Origin of the sequence: Bacillus sp. FSL L8-0152 (assembly GCF_038006365.1) — a bacterium.
GTDB lineage: Bacteria > Bacillota > Bacilli > Bacillales > Bacillaceae_G > Bacillus_A > Bacillus_A cereus.
In genome coordinates this window covers 5368500-5388633 of record NZ_JBBOVB010000001.1, presented here as the reverse complement: position 1 = coordinate 5388633, position 20134 = coordinate 5368500, and the positions used below count along the sequence as shown (strand labels likewise).

Genomic DNA, 20134 nt, shown 5'->3' with positions numbered 1-20134 from the left:
CTATCAGTAGTGTGAAATATAATTTGGTGAACCAACCTGTGAAAGGAAGAGGCGTAATGACAGAAATCGTAAAGGTAAGAGAACAGCTACAAATGTCGCTTTCTGATTTCCAAGAACAAGCTTCATTACAAAGCGGTCAAATTTTTGTAGTGGGTTGTAGCACGAGTGAAGTGCTAGGCGAAAGAATTGGAACATCAGGAACGATGGAAGTAGCAGAGGCGATTTTTTCTGAGTTAAAACAATTTCAAGAGCAAACAGGTATTGAATTAGCGTTTCAATGTTGTGAGCATTTAAACCGTGCTTTAGTGGTTGAGAGAGAAGTAGCGATAAAATATCAATTTGAAATTGTAACAGTTACGCCTGTTAGATCAGCAGGTGGTGCATTGGGGACATATGCGTATCACAATTTGAAAGATCCGGTAGTAGTTGAGTTTATTAAAGCAGATGCAGGAATGGATATTGGTGATACGTTTATTGGTATGCATTTAAAACATGTAGCTGTTCCGGTTCGTACAAGTGTGAAGGCAATTGGAAGTGCACATGTAACGATGGCCAAAACACGTGGAAAACTAATAGGTGGAGCACGTGCTGTTTACGCGGTGGCGGAAGAGACTACCACTTGCAGTTAAATATGAGAAATTAGGAAGTCATATAGTAGCTGTTTATCATAAGATAAAAGGTATGTTGTCTGACTTTATAGTAGAAGAAAGAAAAGACCGATTTTCGGTCTTTTTTTTCTTTTATGATATAGAAAGTCATGTTAGAATGTAGTTGAAAACATGAAGGTTCGAAAGAATTACAACCTGAATTTTCGTTTTTTCTGAATAAATAAGAAAAAACTGTTGGGAATTGATGTAATTCGTTCAGAAAAGGGGGATTTTGGTGGATCATTTAAAACGTCAAGATGAAAAGGTATTTGCTGCAATTGAGGCAGAACTAGGAAGACAGCGTTCGAAGATTGAGTTAATTGCTTCGGAAAACTTCGTAAGTGAAGCAGTAATGGAGGCGCAAGGTTCTGTTTTAACGAATAAGTATGCTGAAGGATATCCTGGAAAACGTTATTATGGTGGCTGTGAACACGTAGACGTAGTAGAAGATATCGCACGTGATCGCGTGAAAGAAATTTTCGGCGCAGAGCACGTAAATGTTCAACCACACTCTGGTGCACAAGCGAACATGGCAGTATACTTCACGATTTTAGAGCAAGGCGATACAGTACTTGGTATGAATTTATCTCATGGTGGTCACTTAACACACGGAAGCCCTGTTAACTTCAGTGGAGTACAATATAATTTCGTAGAATATGGCGTGGATGCTGACTCTCACCGTATTAATTACGATGATGTATTAGCAAAAGCGAAAGAACATAAACCAAAATTAATCGTTGCAGGTGCAAGTGCATACCCTCGTGTTATCGATTTCAAGCGATTCCGTGAGATTGCAGATGAAGTGGGCGCTTATTTAATGGTTGATATGGCACATATCGCTGGTTTAGTAGCTGCTGGTTTACATCCGAATCCAGTACCACATGCACATTTCGTTACAACGACAACACATAAAACGTTACGTGGCCCGCGTGGTGGTATGATTTTATGTGAAGAGCAATTTGCAAAACAAATTGATAAATCAATCTTCCCTGGTATTCAAGGTGGTCCACTTATGCACGTAATCGCTGCAAAAGCTGTTGCGTTTGGTGAAGCACTTCAAGATGATTTCAAAACATATGCACAAAATATCATTAACAATGCGAATCGCTTAGCTGAAGGTCTTCAAAAAGAAGGACTTACACTTGTTTCTGGCGGAACAGACAATCACTTAATCTTGATTGATGTTCGTAACTTAGAAATCACAGGTAAAGTAGCAGAGCACGTATTAGATGAAGTTGGTATTACAGTGAACAAAAATACAATTCCATTTGAAACAGCAAGCCCATTTGTAACAAGTGGTGTACGTATCGGTACAGCAGCTGTAACATCTCGTGGTTTCGGTTTAGAAGAAATGGATGAAATTGCGTCACTTATTGCTTATACATTAAAAAATCATGAAAATGAAGCTGCATTAGAAGAAGTACGTAAGCGTGTAGAAGCGTTAACTAGCAAATTCCCAATGTATCCAAATCTATAATAGATTGAAGAAGACTGCCGAGACTTAATTGTTTTGGCGGTCTTTTTTGTGGACATATATTATTTTTAAAGTATGTATACAAATGATGAATAAATTTTGGCGATATAATGAAGGATACAGCTCCCATAATTGGTAAAGATACTAGATAGATTCATCGTAAAATCATGATTTTGCCAAATTTGCCCTTGAATATTAGTAGCGTTTTCTTTACAATCGTAAATAGTGTAAAAAAGCGTGCAAACGCATGAATATCATCTAAAGGAGAGATTCACATGGGAAAACTGTATGTATTTGATCACCCGTTAATTCAACATAAGATTACATATATTCGCGATAAGAATACAGGTACGAAAGATTTTCGTGAATTAGTGGACGAAGTAGCAAGCTTAATGGCTTTCGAAATTACTCGCGACCTTCCGCTTAAGGACATCGAAATTGAAACGCCTGTAAGCAAAGCGACAACAAAAGTGATCGCTGGTAAAAAACTTGGTTTAATTCCGATTTTACGTGCAGGTTTAGGAATGGTTGATGGAATTCTGAAATTAATTCCAGCAGCAAAAGTAGGACACGTTGGTTTATACCGTGACCCTAAAACATTGCAACCGGTAGAATACTATGTGAAACTTCCAACGGATGTAGAAGAGCGCGACTTTATCGTACTAGATCCGATGCTAGCAACAGGTGGTTCTGCGGCTGAAGCGATTAACTCTCTGAAAAAGCGCGGTGCGAAACAAATTAAATTAATGTGTATCGTTGCAGCTCCAGAAGGGGTAAAAGTAGTACAAGAAGAACATCCTGATGTTGATATTTATGTAGCAGCATTAGATGAGAAATTAAATGACCACGGATATGTAGTACCAGGTCTTGGTGATGCTGGTGACCGTTTATTCGGAACGAAGTAAGACAACTGACGAGCAGGGGAGATTCCCCTGCTCGTTTTTTTTTTTTTTTGCTGCAAGCAAGTAGGGGAGGGGGAGGATAAATATACATCGTATATACAACATAAGTTGCATACACATCACATATAATATAGAAGTCTTACGTCTGAGGAACACTATATTATGGAAGGAAAGCGTTATATCTCGAAAATATAATAGTGACAAACTTGTGAACATTTCCTTCTATTATAAAGAGAAAACTGTTAGAAATTGCATATATGTAACCAGTATTTAGAAGGGGAACGTTTTCATTTTTGGGAGGAAATGCCTAATACTCAAATTTTTAGATTTTTTACGATTTCTCGTTGACACTGTTAATACCCTATTGTATGCTAACAACGGGGATAGATGGTAGGGCTTTCAGTGACAAAATTACATCTATTCCGTGACGAAAATGTAAACTTTTTGTTTTGTATAGGATTTATGCAAAAAAATGAGTTATTATTAACACATCGTGAATGAGGGTTACATATTGGAGGGATGAATCCTTGCAAAAAAACGATCGCAGCCATATAAAAGCATATGCTTTAATGTCAGGAATTCTTGCTCAGTTAGTCGGTTCTATACTTGTTGGAATCTTTGGTGGGCAGTGGATTGATAATAAGGTTGGAACGTTTCCATTGTTTCTTATTATAGGGTTATTACTCGGGTTAGGAACAGGGGTATACGCAATGATTCGACTCATTCGACATTACTATTCGGGAGAGCAATGATGATAGACGTACATGGACTTGTCCAAAGACAAAAGAAATATATGTACTACTTGCTTGCGCTTCTAGTGCTAGGATGGGGATTTACCTCTTACAAGGATGTATTTCTTGGGCTGATTATCGGAACGATTTTCAGTTTTCTTAGTTTGCGCATCATTGCACGTAGAACAGACAAGCTGTTAGATCGCGTAACAAATGGAGAAAACGTGAAGTTTAAGGCGACAGCTGTAAGTACATATTCAAGATTCGCCACGATTGGGTTATTAATTTTATTTGCAGCCAAATATCAAGAGTTAATTGCGATGTGGGGCTTAGGTGTAGGATTGCTGACAGGATACCTTGTCATGATCATAGATTTTCTTTATTTAGAGTATAAGAGCAGGGAAGAGAGGTGAATTACTAGTGGAACACGGTAAATTAGTTGAATTTCTAGGTTTAACGTTCGATTTGTCATCAGTTATGATGGTTACTGTAGCAGCAGTTATTGTTTTCTTAATCGCTGTTATCGGAACTCGCAGCTTAGCCCTTCGCCCAACCGGGATGCAAAACTTCATGGAATGGGTGTTTGACTTCGTGAAAGGGATTATCAATAGTACGATGGACTGGAAAACAGGTGGACGTTTCTTAACGCTTGGCGTTACGCTTATCATGTTTATCATCGTATCGAACTTCCTTGGTTTACCATTCATGTATTCAGCAACTGAAGCTGGCGAACATATTGCATGGTGGAGGTCACCAACGTCTGATCCAGCAGTTACATTAACATTAGCCGTGATGGTAGTTACCCTCACCCATTATTATGGAATTAAGATGAAGGGTACGAAAGAGTATGTTAAAGGTTATTTCCAACCTATGAAATTCTTATTCCCATTAAAGGTTATTGAGGAGTTTGCTAACACATTAACGTTAGGTCTTCGTTTATTCGGTAACATTTATGCAGGTGAGATCTTATTAGGATTACTTGCTAAGTTAGGCGGGGCATCATTCCTTGGAGCATTAGGTGCGCTTGTACCAATGTTAGCATGGATGGGATTCAGTGTATTCGTTGGATCAATCCAAGCATTTATTTTCGTTATGTTAACGATGGTTTATATGGCTCATAAAGTAAGTCATGACCATTAATATAATTTAAGTAAGAAAAAATTTATTTTTTTATAATACAAAGGAGGACAAATTAAATGAGTTTAGGTGTAATCGCAGCTGCAATTGCAATTGGTTTATCAGCATTAGGTGCAGGTATTGGTAACGGTCTTATCGTATCACGTACAATCGAAGGTGTTGCTCGTCAACCAGAATTAAAAGGCGCACTTCAAACAATTATGTTCATCGGGGTTGCTTTAGTTGAGGCACTTCCAATCATCGGTGTAGTTATTGCATTCATCGTAATGAACAAATAAGGGAGACTCCCCTTACATAGATGGCGAAGAGTGTTTTTCCGAACTTTCTTCGCCATTGCTTTATGAACGAAACGTATGTCTTTTTTTTTCATATGATCAATTTAGATATTTTGAAGGGAGTGAATCCTTGTGCCAACTTTATTATTAGGAGCTGCCATTCCATTTGGAACGATTGCTTATACATTGTTCATTTTCTTAATTCTATTAGTAATGCTACGCAAATTTGCGTGGGGTCCTTTAATGGGAATTATGAAAGAACGTGAAGAGCATGTTACTAATGAAATCGACGCTGCAGAAAGAAGTAACGCTGAAGCGAAGAAGTTAGTAGAAGAACAACGTGAAATGTTAAAACAATCACGTGTTGAAGCACAAGAGTTAATCGAAAGAGCGAAAAAACAAGCTGTAGATCAAAAGGATGTTATTGTTGCTGCTGCGAAAGAAGAAGCAGAATCAATTAAAGCATCTGCTGTACAAGAAATTCAACGCGAAAAAGAGCAAGCGATTGCTGCTTTACAAGAACAAGTCGCTTCTTTATCTGTTCAAATTGCTTCTAAAGTAATTGAAAAAGAATTAAAAGAAGAAGATCAAGTTAAGTTAATTCGCGATTATATTAAAGAAGTAGGAGAAGCGCGATGAGCAATGGGATTGTAGCAAAACGTTATGCTGTCGCTCTTTTTAAAATTGCAAAAGAAAAACACGTATTAGAAATGTTTGAAGAAGAATTACGCCTTGTACAAAACGTTTATGTAAAGAACGGAGAACTACATAGCTTTTTAACGCAACCGAACATTTCAAAAGAGCAGAAGAAAACGTTTCTTGCAAACGTATTCGGATCTGTTTCTGAATCAATTTTAAATACGTTATATATTTTAATTGATAACAAGCGTATTGATATCTTACCTGAAATTGCAGATGAATATGTTGTTCTTGCTAATGAAGAACGTAACGTAGCGGATGCAACTGTATATTCTATTCGTCTTCTATCTGAAGAAGAGAAGCTTAACATTGCAGAAGCATTTGCAAAGAGAACGGGAAAAGATGCAATTCGCGTGAAAAATGTTGTAGATGAAGATTTACTAGGCGGAATTAAAGTACGCATTGGAAATCGCATTTATGACGGAAGTTTACAAGGAAAATTAGCACGTATTCAGCGTGAATTAATGAAGAATAGATAGGGGTGAAGCACATGAGCATCAGAGCTGAAGAAATTAGCGCACTGATAAAGCAACAAATCGAGAACTATCAGTCTGAAATCGAAGTTAGTGATGTTGGTACAGTTATCCAAGTTGGTGACGGTATTGCGCGTGCTCATGGTCTTGATAACGTTATGGCTGGTGAGCTTGTAGAGTTCTCTAACGGCGTTATGGGACTAGCACAAAACTTAGAGGAAAACAACGTAGGTATTATCATTTTAGGACCTTACACAGAAATCCGTGAAGGTGACGAAGTTCGTCGTACTGGTCGCATCATGCAAGTACCAGTAGGAAAAGAACTAATTGGTCGTGTTGTAAACCCATTAGGTCAACCAGTTGATGGTTTAGGCCCAATCAATACAACAAACACTCGTCCAATCGAAAGTCCAGCACCAGGTGTAATGGATCGTAAATCTGTTCATGAGCCACTTCAAACAGGTATTAAAGCGATCGACGCTCTTGTACCAATTGGCCGTGGTCAACGTGAGTTAATCATCGGTGACCGTCAAACTGGTAAAACAGCAGTTGCACTTGATACAATCATTAACCAAAAAGATGAAGATATGATTTGTATCTATGTAGCTATCGGACAAAAAGAATCAACTGTACGTAACGTAGTAGAAACACTACGTAAGCACGGTGCATTAGAGTACACAATCGTTGTAACTGCATCTGCTTCTCAACCAGCTCCATTATTATACTTAGCTCCTTATGCTGGTGTAACAATGGGTGAAGAGTTCATGTACAATGGTAAACACGTATTAGTAGTATATGATGACTTATCAAAACAAGCAGCGGCTTACCGTGAGCTGTCATTACTATTACGTCGTCCTCCAGGTCGTGAAGCTTATCCAGGGGATGTATTCTACTTACATTCTCGCTTATTAGAGCGTGCAGCAAAATTAAGTGATGCAAGAGGCGGCGGTTCTTTAACTGCACTACCTTTCATCGAAACACAAGCAGGGGACGTATCAGCATACATCCCAACAAACGTAATTTCTATTACGGATGGACAAATCTTCTTACAATCTGACCTATTCTTCTCTGGCGTACGTCCAGCGATCGATGCGGGTACTTCTGTATCTCGTGTAGGTGGATCTGCTCAGATTAAAGCAATGAGTAAAGTATCAGGTACACTTCGTCTTGACCTTGCATCTTACCGTGAGTTAGAAGCGTTCGCTCAGTTCGGTTCTGACCTTGATAAAGCAACTCAAGCGAAATTAAACCGTGGTGCTCGTACTGTTGAGGTATTAAAACAAGGATTACACAAACCGTTACGTGTAGAGAAACAAGTTATCATTCTTTACGCTTTAACACGTGGATTCCTAGATGATATCCCAGTAGTAGATATCACTCGTTTCGAAGAAGAATTCCATGCTTGGTTAGATTCTAATGCGACTGACTTATTAGAAGAAATCCGCACAACTAAGAAACTTGCGGATGACGACAAATTTGCAGCAGCAATTAACGGATTTAAAAAAGTATTCGTAGCTTCTGAATAATAATAAAAGTGAAGCCGACTGTTCAGCCCCATCGGCTAAGAGGCGGAACTAGATTAATAAAAGCGGAAGCGGCTCGTACAAGCCGCCGACGCTAGATAATATATAAGGCATCTCAGCCTCTGAGATTGCTGACGGTTATGTAAAGGAAAAGAGTAGGTGCACCTATTCTTTTCCTTCAATCATGAGCAAGAATATCTTGCAACGTAGATTAGGAAGAGGATTCTTACTAATCGTGCCAACTTCCGGAAAAAAGGTGGTGAAAACCTGTGGCATCTTTACGCGATATAAAAGCGAAGATTACCTCGACAAAGAAAACGAGTCAAATTACGAAGGCGATGGAGATGGTATCTGCATCTAAGTTAAACCGTGCAGAGCAAAATGCTAAATCTTTCGTTCCGTATATGGAAAAGATTCAAGAAGTAGTAGCGAGCATTGCGCAAGGAAGTAAAGGAATTAATCATCCAATGCTAAATGCGCGTCCTGTAAAGCGTACAGGATACATCGTTATTACATCTGATCGCGGACTAGCAGGTGGTTATAACAGTAACGTATTACGTACAGTAAGTAACGTAATTCGTGAACGTCATAATATGGATTCAAATCAATATTCAATTATTGTACTTGGACGACTAGGACGTGATTATTTAAAACGTCGCGGCTTTAACATCATTGATGAAGTAGTTGGATTATCTGACCACCCATCATTTACTGATATTAAAGATCTTGCTTCTCGAGCAATTGCGATGTTCGCAGATGGTGCTTATGATGAGCTGTATATTTACTACAACCATTACGTAAGTAAAATTTCACAAGAAGTAACGGAAAATAAAATTTTACCGCTTACTGATGTGGCGTCTGACAAACCGACGACAGCTTATGAATTTGAACCTTCTGAAGAAGAAATTTTAAAAGTATTATTGCCACAATACGCAGAAAGCTTAGTGTACGGTGCATTACTAGATGGTAAAGCAAGTGAGCACGCAGCGCGTATGACAGCAATGAAGAGTGCTACAGACAACGCAATGGAAGTTATCGATTCACTTACACTTTCATTCAACCGTGCGCGTCAGGCAGCGATTACGCAAGAAATTACGGAAATCGTTGGTGGAGCAGCAGCGTTAGAATAGTAATATAAAGTGGAAGCGGCTCGTCCAGAACAGGAGGGCATTGGAGCTCCTGACGAAGAGGCGTAGTTTGCCTCACAGGAAGGCGCGAAATGACCGACTGTTCTAGCCGCTGGAACTAGATTCAATAAAAAGCGGAAGCGGCTCTTTCAAAAGAGTCGCGTAAGCTAAACTAATAAAAAATTAAAAGCCGACTTCGCTTAGAGAGCTGGCTAATTAAAAGAAAGCTAGGAGGGAACCCGATGAATAAAGGGCGCGTTACGCAAATCATGGGTCCGGTTGTAGACGTTAAGTTTGATGGCGGAAAGCTACCAGAAATCTACAACGCCCTTACGGTAAAACAAAGCAACGAAAACGGAAGCATGAACTTAACATTTGAAGTTGCACTTCATTTAGGTGATGATACAGTTCGTACAGTTGCGATGTCTTCCACAGATGGACTTGTTCGTGGCACAGAAGTAGAAGATACTGGTAAAGCAATCTCTGTACCAGTTGGTGATGCAACACTTGGTCGTGTATTCAACGTATTAGGTGATGCAATTGACTTAGATGGTGAACTTCCTGCGGATGTACACCGTGATCCAATTCACCGTCAAGCACCTGCATTCGAAGAATTATCTACTAAAGTAGAAATTCTTGAAACTGGTATTAAAGTAGTAGACTTACTTGCTCCTTACATTAAGGGTGGTAAGATCGGCCTATTCGGTGGTGCCGGCGTAGGTAAAACAGTATTAATTCAGGAATTAATTAACAACATCGCACAAGAGCACGGTGGTATCTCTGTATTCGCTGGTGTAGGTGAGCGTACTCGTGAGGGTAATGACTTATACCATGAAATGAGCGATTCTGGCGTAATCAAGAAAACTGCGATGGTATTCGGACAAATGAATGAGCCACCTGGAGCACGTCAACGTGTTGCATTAACAGGTTTAACAATGGCTGAGCATTTCCGTGATGAGCAAGGACAAGACGTACTTCTGTTCATCGATAACATCTTCCGTTTCACGCAAGCTGGTTCTGAAGTATCTGCCCTTCTTGGTCGTATGCCATCTGCGGTAGGTTACCAACCAACACTTGCAACAGAAATGGGTCAATTACAAGAGCGTATTACATCTACAAATAAAGGGTCTATCACGTCTATCCAAGCGGTATATGTACCAGCCGATGACTATACTGACCCAGCACCAGCTACAACATTCGCTCACTTAGATGCAACAACAAACTTAGAGCGTCGTTTAACGCAAATGGGTATTTACCCAGCCGTAGATCCATTAGCATCTACATCTCGTGCACTTTCTCCAGAAATCGTAGGAGAAGAGCATTATGAAGTAGCACGTCAAGTGCAGCAAACTTTACAACGTTACAAAGAACTTCAAGATATCATCGCTATCTTAGGTATGGATGAGTTATCTGAAGAAGATAAGTTAGTTGTACATCGTGCTCGTCGTATTCAATTCTTCTTATCTCAAAACTTCCACGTAGCTGAGCAGTTTACAGGTCAAAAAGGTTCTTATGTACCTGTAAAAAATACAGTTAGTGGTTTCAAAGAAATTCTAGAAGGAAAATATGATGACCTTCCAGAAGATGCATTCCGCCTTGTTGGTAGCATTGAAGAAGTTATTGAGAACGCGAAGAAAATGATGGCGTAAGGCCTTAGGAGGGACGAAGTATGAAGACATTTCCAGTCAGTATTGTAACTCCTGATGGACCGGTTTACGAAAAAGAAGTAGAAATGGTAAGTGTAAAAGCAGAGAGTGGGGAAATGGGGATCTTACCAGGTCACATTCCAACTGTTGCACCATTAAAAATTAGTGCAGTTCGTCTGAAAAATGGTGGACACACTGATTATGTAGCAGTAAGTGGTGGCTTTATCGAAGTTCGTCCAGATAAAGTAACTGTATTATCATCATCTGCTGAAGAAGCAAACCATATCGATATCCATCGTGCAAATGAAGCGAAGCGTCGCGCTGAGCAACGTATGCAAGACAAACAAGCACATGTTGACTTTAGACGTGCAGAAATGGCATTACAACGTGCTGTGAACCGTTTAAATGTTTCTGATATGAAGTAAAAAAATCCGTAAGGGCCTTGCCTTTACGGATTTTTTTTGTGTATTTTATGGATAATTTTACAAAACTGGTATAATTATATTGATGCTTGTATAAGTAGAAGTGTACAACAATTTATATTTTATGAAGGGGATGAATCAATGATCGGTGAAATGAAACGAGAAGCATTGTACTCTTTAAAGGGGAAATGGGGACTAGGTGTTGGATCAACGATTTTATATTTTATTTTAAGTTATGTCGTTTCGATGGCTGCAATGCTTATATTATTAATTCCAGGAATTATTATATTTTTCTTAGTTGTTAGCTTAGCTGGGTCAGTTGAGGCGGAAACGATGTCAGTTGGAGCAGCTATTACATTTGGGATTTTCTATTGCATAATGATTATTTTGAGTAATGCATCTTATGGTATTACCTCATACGGTTACACGAATGTGTTTCTACAAATTAGTAAACGAGAAGATGCTAAAGTAGATTACTTGTTTGAAGGATTCCGTGGTTTTAAAAGAATGATGAAAACAATGTGGGCAATGCTTGCGATTTTGTTATATACAGGTACATGGATTCCGATGTTGTTAACAGGTTTATTCATATTCTTAGGTGAAGAAGGAAATCTGTCGTTTACAATAGCTTTCTTCGTACTATTAGCAATTTCAATTGTTGGTATGATTGTGATGTATTTTTCTTATGCACTGACGTACTATGTGATGATTGAAAATCCAGAATATAGTGTTTCGCAGGCGATGAAGGAAAGTAAGAATCTTATGAGGGGTCATAAGTTAGATTTGTTTCTTTTATGGCTGAGCTTCATAGGCTGGGTTGTTTTAGCGCTTCTTACTTTTGGAATAGGATTTCTTTGGCTTAGTCCGTATATGAGTACAACGACAGCACACTTTTATCGCTACATTTCAAAAGGTGAATTTCAATAGGAACATGCTATACTAATAGAATTATTGTGTATAGGAGGCGAGGCTACGCATGATTAGTGATCTAAAAGGAGAAGCACTAGATTCATTAGAAGGGAAGTGGGGATTAGCTGTTGGAGCTACACTGCTCATTTCAATTCTTATCACGGCTTTTAGTTTTAGTGTTGATTGGGGATTTTCTTTAATTTTCGGTTGGCAAAAAACAAATGGTTCACTTTCAACGAATATTCTTACATTTTTTGTTACTGGACCGTTAACTTTAGGTGGATATTACCTTGGTTTAAATATCCTTCGTGAAAATCAAGCTAGTATCGGTAATGTATTCATTTGGTTTTCAGAGGGAAAGAGATTTCTAAAATCATTTTTATTATATTTATTAGTAAATCTTTATCTTTTCTTATGGACGTTATTGTTCATTATTCCAGGTATTATTAAATCATTTTCTTATGCGATGACATACTTTATTATAAACGATCATCCTGAATATTCACTGAACCAAGCTATTACAGAAAGTCGTCGTATGATGGATGGACATAAGATGGAGTATTTCATTTTATGTTTAAGTTTTATCGGTTGGTTTATATTAAGTTGTATTACGTTAGGGATTGGATTCTTATGGTTAATTCCATATTTCTACACAACATCTGCGGCTTTTTACGAAGAGATCGCAGAAGAATATTATGAGAAAAATATTTAGCACTATAAAACCCCCAGTATGAATTATTTGTTCATACTGGGGGTTTTTTGTAGAAACTTTATAAATTGATTGCTAGTAAGTGGTTTACTGAAATAGTAACCTTGCATATATTTACATTTATGTTTTTGCAGAAACTTAAGCTGTTTTTCGGTTTCAATTCCTTCGGCAACGACTGAAAGATTTAAAGTATTTGCGAGGGAAAGGATTGTAGAAACGATGGCTCGTTCTTCAGGACGATGATCAGCTAATTGTGTAAATTCTCTCGGTACTTTTAATGTGTCGATTGGAAAAATTGATAAATAAGCAAGAGAAGAATACCCAGTACCGAAGTCATCAATGGAAGTTTGGATACCGTATTCTTTTAATTGCTTCAGTCTCAATAACGTTTCTTTCTCGTCAATCATTGCAATTCTTTCTGTTAACTCGAGGGTTACATATTTTGGATCGACTTGCACGTCGTTTAATATTTGTGAAATGTTTTCGATTAATTGATCTTGCCGGAACTCTTTTGCAGATAAATTAACACTTATTTTTAAATTTTGGTAGCCAAAGGTATGCCATATTTTTAATTGGAGACAAGCTTCTTGTAATACCCAATGTCCAAGTGGGACTACTTGTGGCGTCTCTTCTACAATTGGAATAAACTCACATGGTGAAATGTCACCTAATAGCGGGTGTTTCCACCGTATTAAAGCTTCAGCACCGATAATTTTATTTGTTGTCGTATCAATTTGTGGTTGATAAACGAGATAAAATTCTTTGTTTACTAAAGCGATTGGCAAATCTTTTTCAATTCGAGCTTTTCGCTCCATTTTTTTATATAGTTCTTTCGTGTAAAGAGAGCTACCATTTTTTCCTTTATTCTTTGCTTCGTACATGGCCATATCAGCATGCTGCAAAATGGATAGTGGATCTTCACCTGCTTCAGGATATATTGCAATTCCGATACTCGGTGAGATTTGTAAATGTTGATTTTCGATTTCAAATGGCTCATTCATGGCCGCTACAATCATATCAGCTATTTTTTGGACATCTGGCTTTTTTTTGTAATTCTCGATAAGGATTGTGAACTCATCTCCAGCTAGCCGCGCGAGTTTCATATTTGATGTTGATATTCTTTCGAGCCTTTTTGCTACTGCGATAAGCAATAGGTCTCCTACTCGATGACCGAGGGTATCATTAATAACTTTAAAACGGTCTAGGTCGAGAAACATAACAGCAAAAGACTTTTTCGATACTTTTGCTCGTGCAATTGCCTGTTCTAAATGTTTATGAAATGCACGACGATTTGCAAGCTCTGTTAAAGTATCATGGTATGCTAGGAAATTAATTTGTTCTTGTTGTTGTTTGCTTTCCGTAATATCTTTAATCATTAAATAAACTCCAGAAATTTTTTCCTTTAAAAAGATCGGTACGGCGGTAACGTGCAAGTAGTAAATATCTCTGTTTTTATGGTACGCCCGTATTTCTAAAGAGATAGAATATCCCTTTTTTACACGATGAAAGGCGTTAATCATTTCTTCTAAATCTTCTTCGTATATGAGTGAATAGTAAGGCTGGTTTAATAATTCATTCGTTTGATAACCGAGTAAAGTAGTACCAGCGTTATTTACTTTGAGAAAATTACCGTACAAATCTAATGTGAAGATTGGATCTGGATGATGCTCATATAAAGATTTAAACATTTGTTGATTATGATAAAGTTCATTTTTCTGTTCTACTAAATCTTCTGTACGTAGTTCAATTTGTTTCTCGAGTTCTGAGTTGAATTGCATTTGAGCTAGCAATAATATTTTATTTTGTTTTCGAACTAAACTATGACGTATGAGAACGAAAGAGAAAGTTATTATAAGTCCGATTACTATAATAGGCGCAAAAACGTATTCGACTAATATAAAAACAATAAGCATTACTACCGAAATATACGGTAATGATAATCGGATTGCTTCACCAATTTTAAGTGTTAGTAGTACTTGTTCTTGTTTTTCAGGTTCTTTTGTATGGAGAATACAGGCAATTGCTACTAGTACTAAGGTTACTTGATAGAAAGGAGTAACTGTAAACATAGAATACTCTGGTATGAAGTATTTTATATAAGCATAAATCGCATCGGTAGTAGCATATAAAATTAAAGCACTGCCAAGAAGCGCACCAACCTTTTTAGGTAATAAGGATAGTGGTTTGAATAAAAGATTGATTCCTATTAAGAGAAAGAGTAAATCAGCCATTGGATAGGTAAGTTGAACAAATATGTCGATATAGGATGTTGTAAAGATGTGAATGGTTCGTTCAATAAGTAAGTAGTAACTTAAAGTAAATTGGGCTGTAACGATAATACAAATATCACATAGCATAAAAAGTTTTTCTAATAAATCTCGGTTGTAAATGATTTCGTATAGAAAGGCAAAGGCAAAACTAACTAAAAAAAGTAAGTAAAAAAAATCAGACGGATCAACGAACGTATAGAAGTCCTTTACAATTAAACGCTGATAGGCAACGACTATATCACCGATAAAATAAGAGAGAGCTCCAACAGATAATATGATCCAAAATAAACGAGGTAGCCCTTCTTTCATGTTTGAAAAGTAAAGAATATAACTACAAGCGATAATATCAATTAATAGGGTACTCGTTCCGATTAATAGCTGAAAAGGAAATGAGTATTCATATAGAAAAGGCATCGCTACGTAGTGAAGCGTTATGGACAGCAATACAATGCTTATAAGAATACTTACATGTGTTTGTTTTTTCATTTATATCACCTACGGTTCCTTGAAAAGCATATATAAGTTTTATATTTATTTTGCACAATTATAGCAAGTTGTAAAGATAGATTTTAATAATTCTTGTTTCTGTCTCCCAACATATCGACATAGGAATTTGAAGTTTGCTATAATGATTAGAATAGTTGCATTATTTAGAAAAATTTAAAAATAATAATTACTGCAACTAGGACATATTGTTTACTATGTGAACTTGTTCTTAATTTAGGGGGGAGGGTTTCACAATGGCAAGTGTATATGAAAATAGTTATATGATCGTTTTGATTTTCTTGCTATTAGGTATATTGCTGCCGGTAGTGGCTCTTACATTAGGAAGGATGCTGCGCCCAAATAAACCAAGTGCAGCAAAGGCGACGACGTATGAGAGTGGAATTGAGCCTTTTCACGATGCAAATATTAGGTTTCATGCTCGTTATTATATTTTCGCTTTATTGTTTGTGATCTTTGATGTAGAAACTTTATTTTTATATCCTTGGGCTGTTGCGTATGACAAGCTAGGTTTATTTGCATTAATTGAGATGCTCATCTTTGTTGTAATGTTGCTAGTTGGATTAGCGTATGCTTGGAAAAAGAAGGTGTTACAATGGTTATAAATTTTGAGGAATTACATCCAAATGAGCGAGCAGAATTAGAACGAAATATCTTTTTTTCTACATTGGAACAGTTGAAAGGATGGGCGAGGAGCAATTCTTTATGGCCGATGACATTCGGACTGGCGTGCTGTGCAATTGAAATGATGGGAGTAGGCTCATCACATTATGATTTAGATCGATTTGGGTCATTTTTTCGAACTTCACCAAGGCAATCGGACGTCATGATTGTATCGGGAACAGTAACGAAGAAGATGGCTCCTATTGTTCGGCGTTTATATGATCAAATGCCTGAACCGAAATGGGTTATTGCGATGGGATCTTGTGCGACAGCAGGTGGTCCGTATGTAAATTCATATGCTGTTGTGAAAGGTGTAGACCAAATCGTACCAGTTGATGTGTATATTCCTGGTTGTCCCCCAAATCCGGCTGCTTTAATTTATGGAATTAATAAATTAAAAGAAAAAATTCGTTACGAAGCAAAGACCGGGAAGCAGGTGACGAATAAATGAGTAATCCAAACAAAGATTTAGAGGATCTGAAAAAAGAAGCAGCTAGGCGTGCAAAAGAAGAAGCGAGAAAACGCCTTGTAGCGAAACACGGGGCGGAAATAAGTGAGCTTGAGGCAGAAGATCGAGAAAAAGAGAAAGCGCTACCAAAAAATGATGATATTACTATAGAAGAAGCAAAACGACGTGCAGCAGCGGCAGCAAAAGCAAAAGCGGCAGCGTTAGCGAAGCAGAAAAGAGAAGGAACAGAAGAAGTAACGGAAGAAGAAAAAGCGAAAGTGAAGGCGAAGGCAGCAGCGGCAGCAAAAGCAAAAGCGGCAGCGTTAGCGAAGCAGAAAAGAGAAGGAACAGAAGAAGTAACGGAAGAAGAAAAAGCGAAAGTGAAGGCAAAGGCAGCAGCGGCTGCAAAGGCAAAAGCGGCAGCGTTAGCGAAGCAGAAAAGAGAAGGAACAGAAGAAGTAACGGAAGAAGAAAAAGCGAAAGCGAAGGCGAAGGCAGCAGCAGCTGCAAAAGCAAAAGCGGCGGCGTTAGCAAAGCAAAAAAGAGAAGGAACAGAAGAAGTAACGGAAGAAGAAAAAGCGAAGGCGAAGGCGGCAGCAGCTGCAAAAGCAAAAGCGGCGGCGTTAGCGAAGCAAAAAAGAGAAGGAACAGAAGAAGTAATGGAAGAAGAAAAAGCGAAGGCGAAGGCAGCAGCTGCAAAAGCAAAAGCGGCGGCGTTAGCGAAACAGAAAAGAGAAGGGACAGAAGAAGTAACAGAAGAAGAAAAAGCGAAAGCCAAGGCGAAGGCGGTGGCGGCGGCCAAGGCAAAAGCGGCAGCATTAGCGAAGCAGAAAGCCTCGCAAGGTGATGGGGATTCGGGAGATGAAAAGGCCAAGGCAATTGCAGCTGCAAAAGCGAAAGCAGCAGCGGCTGCAAGAGCGAAGACAAAGGGAGCTGAAGGTAAGAAAGAGGAGGAGCCAAAGCAGGAAGAACCGTCCGTAAATCAACCGCATTTAAATCAGTATGTTGAGGCTATTAGGGAGAAGTTAGGAGAGGGTGCATTAGTAGATTCCTATATTAATAAATTGTCAAAGGATGTGCCAACTCTTGTGGTGGATCCCGCAAAATATTATGAAGTGATGGAGTCACTGCGATTCCATGAGGGACTTGCTTTTGATTATATGTCAGAGCTACATGCGACGGATTTTGTGACACATATGGAAGTGTATGTTCATTTGTTTTCATATGGCAAGAAACAATCGGTAGCGGTGAAGGTAAAACTAGACCGGGAAGCGCCGCAAGTCGAGTCTGTGACAGCGCTTTGGAAAGGGGCTGACTGGCCGGAGAGAGAAGCGTACGATTTGCTAGGCATTGTATTTAAAGGGCATCCGAATTTAACGCGTATTTTAATGCCAGATGATTGGGTAGGATATCCGCTTAGAAAAGACTATGAACCGTATGATGTGGAGGTGTAGCTATGATCCGCACGGAAGAGATGCTTTTGAATGTAGGACCTCAGCATCCGAGTACACATGGTGTGTTCAGGCTCGTAATTAAGATTGACGGGGAAATTATTAAAGAAGCTACACCGGTTATTGGGTATTTGCATCGCGGAACGGAAAAGATTGCTGAGAGCTTACAGTATACGCAAATTATTCCTTATACAGATCGAATGGACTATTTATCAGCCATGACGAATAATTACGTCATTTGCCATGCTGTAGAGACGATGATGGGGCTTGAAATTCCAGAGCGTGCCGAATATTTGCGAGTACTTGCGATGGAGCTAGGAAGAATTGCAAGTCATCTCGTTTGGTGGGGGACGAATCTTCTTGATATAGGAGCGGTCAGCCCGTTTCTGTACGCGTTTCGTGAACGAGAGATGATTATAAATTTATTAAATGAATTATGCGGGGCACGGCTTACTTTTAACTATATGAGAGTTGGTGGTGTGAAGTGGGATGCGCCAGATGGTTGGATTGAAAAGGTAGAAGAGTTTGTTCCGTATATGAGAGAGCAATTGGCAGGTTATCATGATCTTGTTAGCGGTAATGAGATTTTCTTAAATCGTGTGAAAGGCGTTGGTATATATAGCGCGGAAGAAGCGATTTCGTATTCTTTAAGCGGAGCAAATTTGCGTTGCACTGGAGTAAACTGGGATCTTCGCAAAGATGAGCCATATTCGATTTATGATCGTTTTGATTTTGATATTCCTGTTGGAAGCGTGGGAGATGCTTGGGATCGCTACGTTTGCCGAATGCAAGAAATCGAGGAGTCTTTAAAGATTGTTGAGCAAGCGGTTCAACAGTTCCCGAAAGATGGAGCTGTGCTGGCAAAAGTACCGAAAATTATTAAGGCACCTAAGGGAGAAGCGTTCGTACGTATAGAATCGCCGCGCGGAGAAATTGGTTGTTATATCGCAAGTGATGGAAAGAAAGAGCCGTACCGTTTGAAGTTTCGTAGACCATCTTTTTATAACTTGCAAATTTTACCGAAGTTATTAAAAGGTGAAAACATCGCTAATTTAATTACGATTTTAGGTGGAGTTGATATTGTACTTGGGGAGGTTGATGGCTAATGATTGAGACGCTCTTACAATCACCTTCAAGCTGGACAAATTTCTTCATTTTTTTCGGATTAGCGGTGCTTCTACTATTTGCAGTCCTTGGCTTCGTTACATATGGAATTTTGGCAGAACGGAAAGTGATGGGGTTTATGCAAGGGCGGATTGGACCAAACCAGGTTGGAGGCCGATTCGGTTTACTGCAAACGGTAGCTGATGTTTTAAAACTATTATTGAAAGAAGATAGTATTCCGAAAGCAGCAGATAAACCGCTGTTTATATTAGCGCCTGTCATTGCATTTGCACCAGCATTTATGGTGCTTGCAGTTATCCCGTTCACTGATAAATTTCAATTTGCAGATATTGGAGTCGGGCTACTTTATTATATTGCTGTTTCCGGTATTACGACGATAGGTGTTGTAACTGGGGGATGGGCATCGAATAATAAATATTCCCTTTTAGGAGGGATGCGTGCGGCGGCGCAAATGATTTCTTATGAGATTCCGCTCGTAATGAGTGTAATTGGTATCGTTTTGTTAGCTGGTAGCCTGAATTTAAATGAGATTGTAGCGGCGCAGGAGAAGGTTTGGTACATTTTCGTACAGCCAATTGGCTTCGTCGTTTTCTTAATCGCAGCAGTTGCAGAGTTAAATAGGACGCCATTTGATTTGCCAGAAGCGGAGTCAGAACTTGTTTCTGGATACCATACGGAATACTCAGGTTTTCGCTGGGCGTTTTTCATGCTTTCAGAGTACGTATATTTCTTCGGGATGGCATCGTTAATTACAGTGCTCTTTTTAGGAGGATGGAATCCATTCATGTTTCTTGGATTTATCCCAGGTGCCGTATGGTTTGCTTTGAAATTTAGCAGTGTAGTCTTTCTATTAATTTGGTTCCGCGTCACGTTCCCACGTATAAGAGGTGACCAGTTAATGGAGTTTGGATGGAAAGTATTATTGCCGATTGCACTTGCAAATATTTTCTTAACGGCATTGATTAAGGAGTTATTCTTCTAATCTATGAGGGGGGTGCC

The 20134-nt window shown here is 38.7% G+C and carries 22 protein-coding genes; 21 read left to right on the top strand and 1 reads right to left on the bottom strand.

From position 1 onward, the window contains the following. Positions 1 to 56: 56 nt before the first annotated feature. The 16 genes from MHH27_RS27445 to MHH27_RS27370 all read left to right on the top strand — a co-directional run bounded on the left by MHH27_RS27445 (position 57) and on the right by MHH27_RS27370 (position 12677). Complete coding sequence (locus MHH27_RS27445; protein ID WP_000136377.1) at positions 57 to 629, top strand: TIGR01440 family protein; 573 nt, start codon at positions 57 to 59, stop codon at positions 627 to 629. A gap of 253 nt (positions 630 to 882) precedes the next feature. Then, complete coding sequence (gene glyA, locus MHH27_RS27440; protein ID WP_000349806.1) at positions 883 to 2124, top strand: serine hydroxymethyltransferase; 1242 nt, start codon at positions 883 to 885, stop codon at positions 2122 to 2124. 272 nt (positions 2125 to 2396) lie between these two features. Beyond that, positions 2397 to 3026, top strand: a complete 630-nt coding sequence (gene upp / locus MHH27_RS27435) for a uracil phosphoribosyltransferase (protein WP_000517539.1) — start codon at positions 2397 to 2399, stop codon at positions 3024 to 3026. A 384-nt stretch (positions 3027 to 3410) separates the two neighbouring features. Next, positions 3411 to 3524 carry a DUF4024 domain-containing protein gene (locus MHH27_RS27430; protein ID WP_000232962.1) on the top strand — a complete coding sequence of 38 codons (114 nt, stop codon included), beginning with the start codon at positions 3411 to 3413 and terminating at the stop codon, positions 3522 to 3524. Positions 3525 to 3550: 26 nt separating this feature from the next. Continuing rightward, complete coding sequence (locus MHH27_RS27425) at positions 3551 to 3775, top strand: AtpZ/AtpI family protein (RefSeq protein ID WP_001171223.1); 225 nt, start codon at positions 3551 to 3553, stop codon at positions 3773 to 3775. Then, positions 3775 to 4167, top strand: coding sequence for an ATP synthase subunit I (locus tag MHH27_RS27420; RefSeq protein WP_000567600.1), 393 nt, complete (start codon positions 3775 to 3777; stop codon positions 4165 to 4167). The genes MHH27_RS27425 and MHH27_RS27420 overlap by 1 nt, the downstream gene beginning before the upstream one ends. Before the next feature lie 7 nt (positions 4168 to 4174). After that, the gene (gene atpB / locus MHH27_RS27415; protein ID WP_000399870.1) at positions 4175 to 4894 is read left to right on the top strand and encodes a F0F1 ATP synthase subunit A; all 720 of its coding nucleotides are present in this window, start codon (positions 4175 to 4177) and stop codon (positions 4892 to 4894) included. 56 nt (positions 4895 to 4950) lie between these two features. Further along, a complete protein-coding gene (gene atpE, locus MHH27_RS27410; RefSeq protein ID WP_000052064.1) occupies positions 4951 to 5169 on the top strand; it encodes a F0F1 ATP synthase subunit C in 219 nt (72 codons plus the stop codon). A 129-nt stretch (positions 5170 to 5298) separates the two neighbouring features. Then, positions 5299 to 5805: a F0F1 ATP synthase subunit B gene (atpF, locus tag MHH27_RS27405; RefSeq protein ID WP_001142615.1), complete on the top strand. Its 507-nt coding sequence runs from the start codon at positions 5299 to 5301 to the stop codon at positions 5803 to 5805. Beyond that, a complete protein-coding gene (gene atpH / locus MHH27_RS27400; protein ID WP_000064682.1) occupies positions 5802 to 6344 on the top strand; it encodes a F0F1 ATP synthase subunit delta in 543 nt (180 codons plus the stop codon). The genes atpF and atpH overlap by 4 nt, the downstream gene beginning before the upstream one ends. 11 nt (positions 6345 to 6355) lie before the next feature. Beyond that, the gene (gene atpA / locus MHH27_RS27395; protein ID WP_000027521.1) at positions 6356 to 7864 is read left to right on the top strand and encodes a F0F1 ATP synthase subunit alpha; all 1509 of its coding nucleotides are present in this window, start codon (positions 6356 to 6358) and stop codon (positions 7862 to 7864) included. 266 nt (positions 7865 to 8130) lie between these two features. Continuing rightward, positions 8131 to 8991: a F0F1 ATP synthase subunit gamma gene (gene atpG / locus MHH27_RS27390; protein ID WP_000157703.1), complete on the top strand. Its 861-nt coding sequence runs from the start codon at positions 8131 to 8133 to the stop codon at positions 8989 to 8991. A gap of 239 nt (positions 8992 to 9230) precedes the next feature. Then, positions 9231 to 10637: a F0F1 ATP synthase subunit beta gene (atpD, locus tag MHH27_RS27385; protein ID WP_001032596.1), complete on the top strand. Its 1407-nt coding sequence runs from the start codon at positions 9231 to 9233 to the stop codon at positions 10635 to 10637. Between the two features lie 20 nt (positions 10638 to 10657). Then, a complete protein-coding gene (atpC, locus tag MHH27_RS27380; protein WP_000847215.1) occupies positions 10658 to 11059 on the top strand; it encodes a F0F1 ATP synthase subunit epsilon in 402 nt (133 codons plus the stop codon). Between the two features lie 138 nt (positions 11060 to 11197). After that, a complete protein-coding gene (locus MHH27_RS27375) occupies positions 11198 to 11983 on the top strand; it encodes a DUF975 family protein (protein ID WP_098566614.1) in 786 nt (261 codons plus the stop codon). Positions 11984 to 12032: 49 nt separating this feature from the next. Next, positions 12033 to 12677 carry a DUF975 family protein gene (locus MHH27_RS27370; RefSeq protein ID WP_023523558.1) on the top strand — a complete coding sequence of 215 codons (645 nt, stop codon included), beginning with the start codon at positions 12033 to 12035 and terminating at the stop codon, positions 12675 to 12677. A 23-nt stretch (positions 12678 to 12700) separates the two neighbouring features. On the opposite strand, the gene MHH27_RS27365 is transcribed toward MHH27_RS27370, so the two are convergent. Further along, positions 12701 to 15430, bottom strand: a complete 2730-nt coding sequence (locus tag MHH27_RS27365; protein ID WP_063549159.1) for a putative bifunctional diguanylate cyclase/phosphodiesterase — start codon at positions 15428 to 15430, stop codon at positions 12701 to 12703. Between the two features lie 254 nt (positions 15431 to 15684). On the opposite strand from MHH27_RS27365, the gene nuoA reads away from it, so the two are divergent. Genes nuoA through nuoH form a run of 5 tightly spaced genes read left to right on the top strand, consistent with a single transcriptional unit; the run spans position 15685 to position 20117 of the window. Further along, on the top strand, positions 15685 to 16053 hold the full coding sequence (gene nuoA, locus MHH27_RS27360) for an NADH-quinone oxidoreductase subunit NuoA (RefSeq protein WP_000179273.1): 369 nt from the start codon (positions 15685 to 15687) through the stop codon (positions 16051 to 16053). Then, positions 16044 to 16562 carry an NADH-quinone oxidoreductase subunit NuoB gene (gene nuoB, locus MHH27_RS27355; protein WP_000236331.1) on the top strand — a complete coding sequence of 173 codons (519 nt, stop codon included), beginning with the start codon at positions 16044 to 16046 and terminating at the stop codon, positions 16560 to 16562. The genes nuoA and nuoB overlap by 10 nt, the downstream gene beginning before the upstream one ends. After that, positions 16559 to 18013 (top strand): NADH-quinone oxidoreductase subunit C, encoded by a 1455-nt coding sequence (locus MHH27_RS27350; protein WP_340944703.1) that lies wholly within the window; start codon positions 16559 to 16561, stop codon positions 18011 to 18013. The genes nuoB and MHH27_RS27350 overlap by 4 nt, the downstream gene beginning before the upstream one ends. A gap of 2 nt (positions 18014 to 18015) precedes the next feature. Beyond that, complete coding sequence (gene nuoD, locus MHH27_RS27345; protein WP_000621434.1) at positions 18016 to 19116, top strand: NADH-quinone oxidoreductase subunit NuoD; 1101 nt, start codon at positions 18016 to 18018, stop codon at positions 19114 to 19116. After that, a complete protein-coding gene (nuoH, locus tag MHH27_RS27340) occupies positions 19116 to 20117 on the top strand; it encodes an NADH-quinone oxidoreductase subunit NuoH (RefSeq protein ID WP_098566700.1) in 1002 nt (333 codons plus the stop codon). The genes nuoD and nuoH overlap by 1 nt, the downstream gene beginning before the upstream one ends. Positions 20118 to 20134 lie beyond the last annotated feature (17 nt).

Bases quoted from the DNA above. Each gene is read 5' to 3' on its own strand.
- MHH27_RS27445 (WP_000136377.1), top strand. From the start codon at position 57: ATGACAGAAATCGTAAAGGTAAGAGAACAGCTACAAATGTCGCTTTCT.
- upp (WP_000517539.1), top strand. From the start codon at position 2,397: ATGGGAAAACTGTATGTATTTGATCACCCGTTAATTCAACATAAGATT.
- MHH27_RS27430 (WP_000232962.1), top strand. From the start codon at position 3,411: ATGGTAGGGCTTTCAGTGACAAAATTACATCTATTCCGTGACGAAAAT.
- MHH27_RS27420 (WP_000567600.1), top strand. From the start codon at position 3,775: ATGATAGACGTACATGGACTTGTCCAAAGACAAAAGAAATATATGTAC.
- atpE (WP_000052064.1), top strand. From the start codon at position 4,951: ATGAGTTTAGGTGTAATCGCAGCTGCAATTGCAATTGGTTTATCAGCA.
- atpH (WP_000064682.1), top strand. From the start codon at position 5,802: ATGAGCAATGGGATTGTAGCAAAACGTTATGCTGTCGCTCTTTTTAAA.
- atpA (WP_000027521.1), top strand. From the start codon at position 6,356: ATGAGCATCAGAGCTGAAGAAATTAGCGCACTGATAAAGCAACAAATC.
- atpD (WP_001032596.1), top strand. From the start codon at position 9,231: ATGAATAAAGGGCGCGTTACGCAAATCATGGGTCCGGTTGTAGACGTT.
- atpC (WP_000847215.1), top strand. From the start codon at position 10,658: ATGAAGACATTTCCAGTCAGTATTGTAACTCCTGATGGACCGGTTTAC.
- MHH27_RS27375 (WP_098566614.1), top strand. From the start codon at position 11,198: ATGATCGGTGAAATGAAACGAGAAGCATTGTACTCTTTAAAGGGGAAA.
- MHH27_RS27370 (WP_023523558.1), top strand. From the start codon at position 12,033: ATGATTAGTGATCTAAAAGGAGAAGCACTAGATTCATTAGAAGGGAAG.
- MHH27_RS27365 (WP_063549159.1), bottom strand. From the start codon at position 15,430: ATGAAAAAACAAACACATGTAAGTATTCTTATAAGCATTGTATTGCTG.
- nuoA (WP_000179273.1), top strand. From the start codon at position 15,685: ATGGCAAGTGTATATGAAAATAGTTATATGATCGTTTTGATTTTCTTG.
- nuoB (WP_000236331.1), top strand. From the start codon at position 16,044: ATGGTTATAAATTTTGAGGAATTACATCCAAATGAGCGAGCAGAATTA.
- MHH27_RS27350 (WP_340944703.1), top strand. From the start codon at position 16,559: ATGAGTAATCCAAACAAAGATTTAGAGGATCTGAAAAAAGAAGCAGCT.
- nuoD (WP_000621434.1), top strand. From the start codon at position 18,016: ATGATCCGCACGGAAGAGATGCTTTTGAATGTAGGACCTCAGCATCCG.
- nuoH (WP_098566700.1), top strand. From the start codon at position 19,116: ATGATTGAGACGCTCTTACAATCACCTTCAAGCTGGACAAATTTCTTC.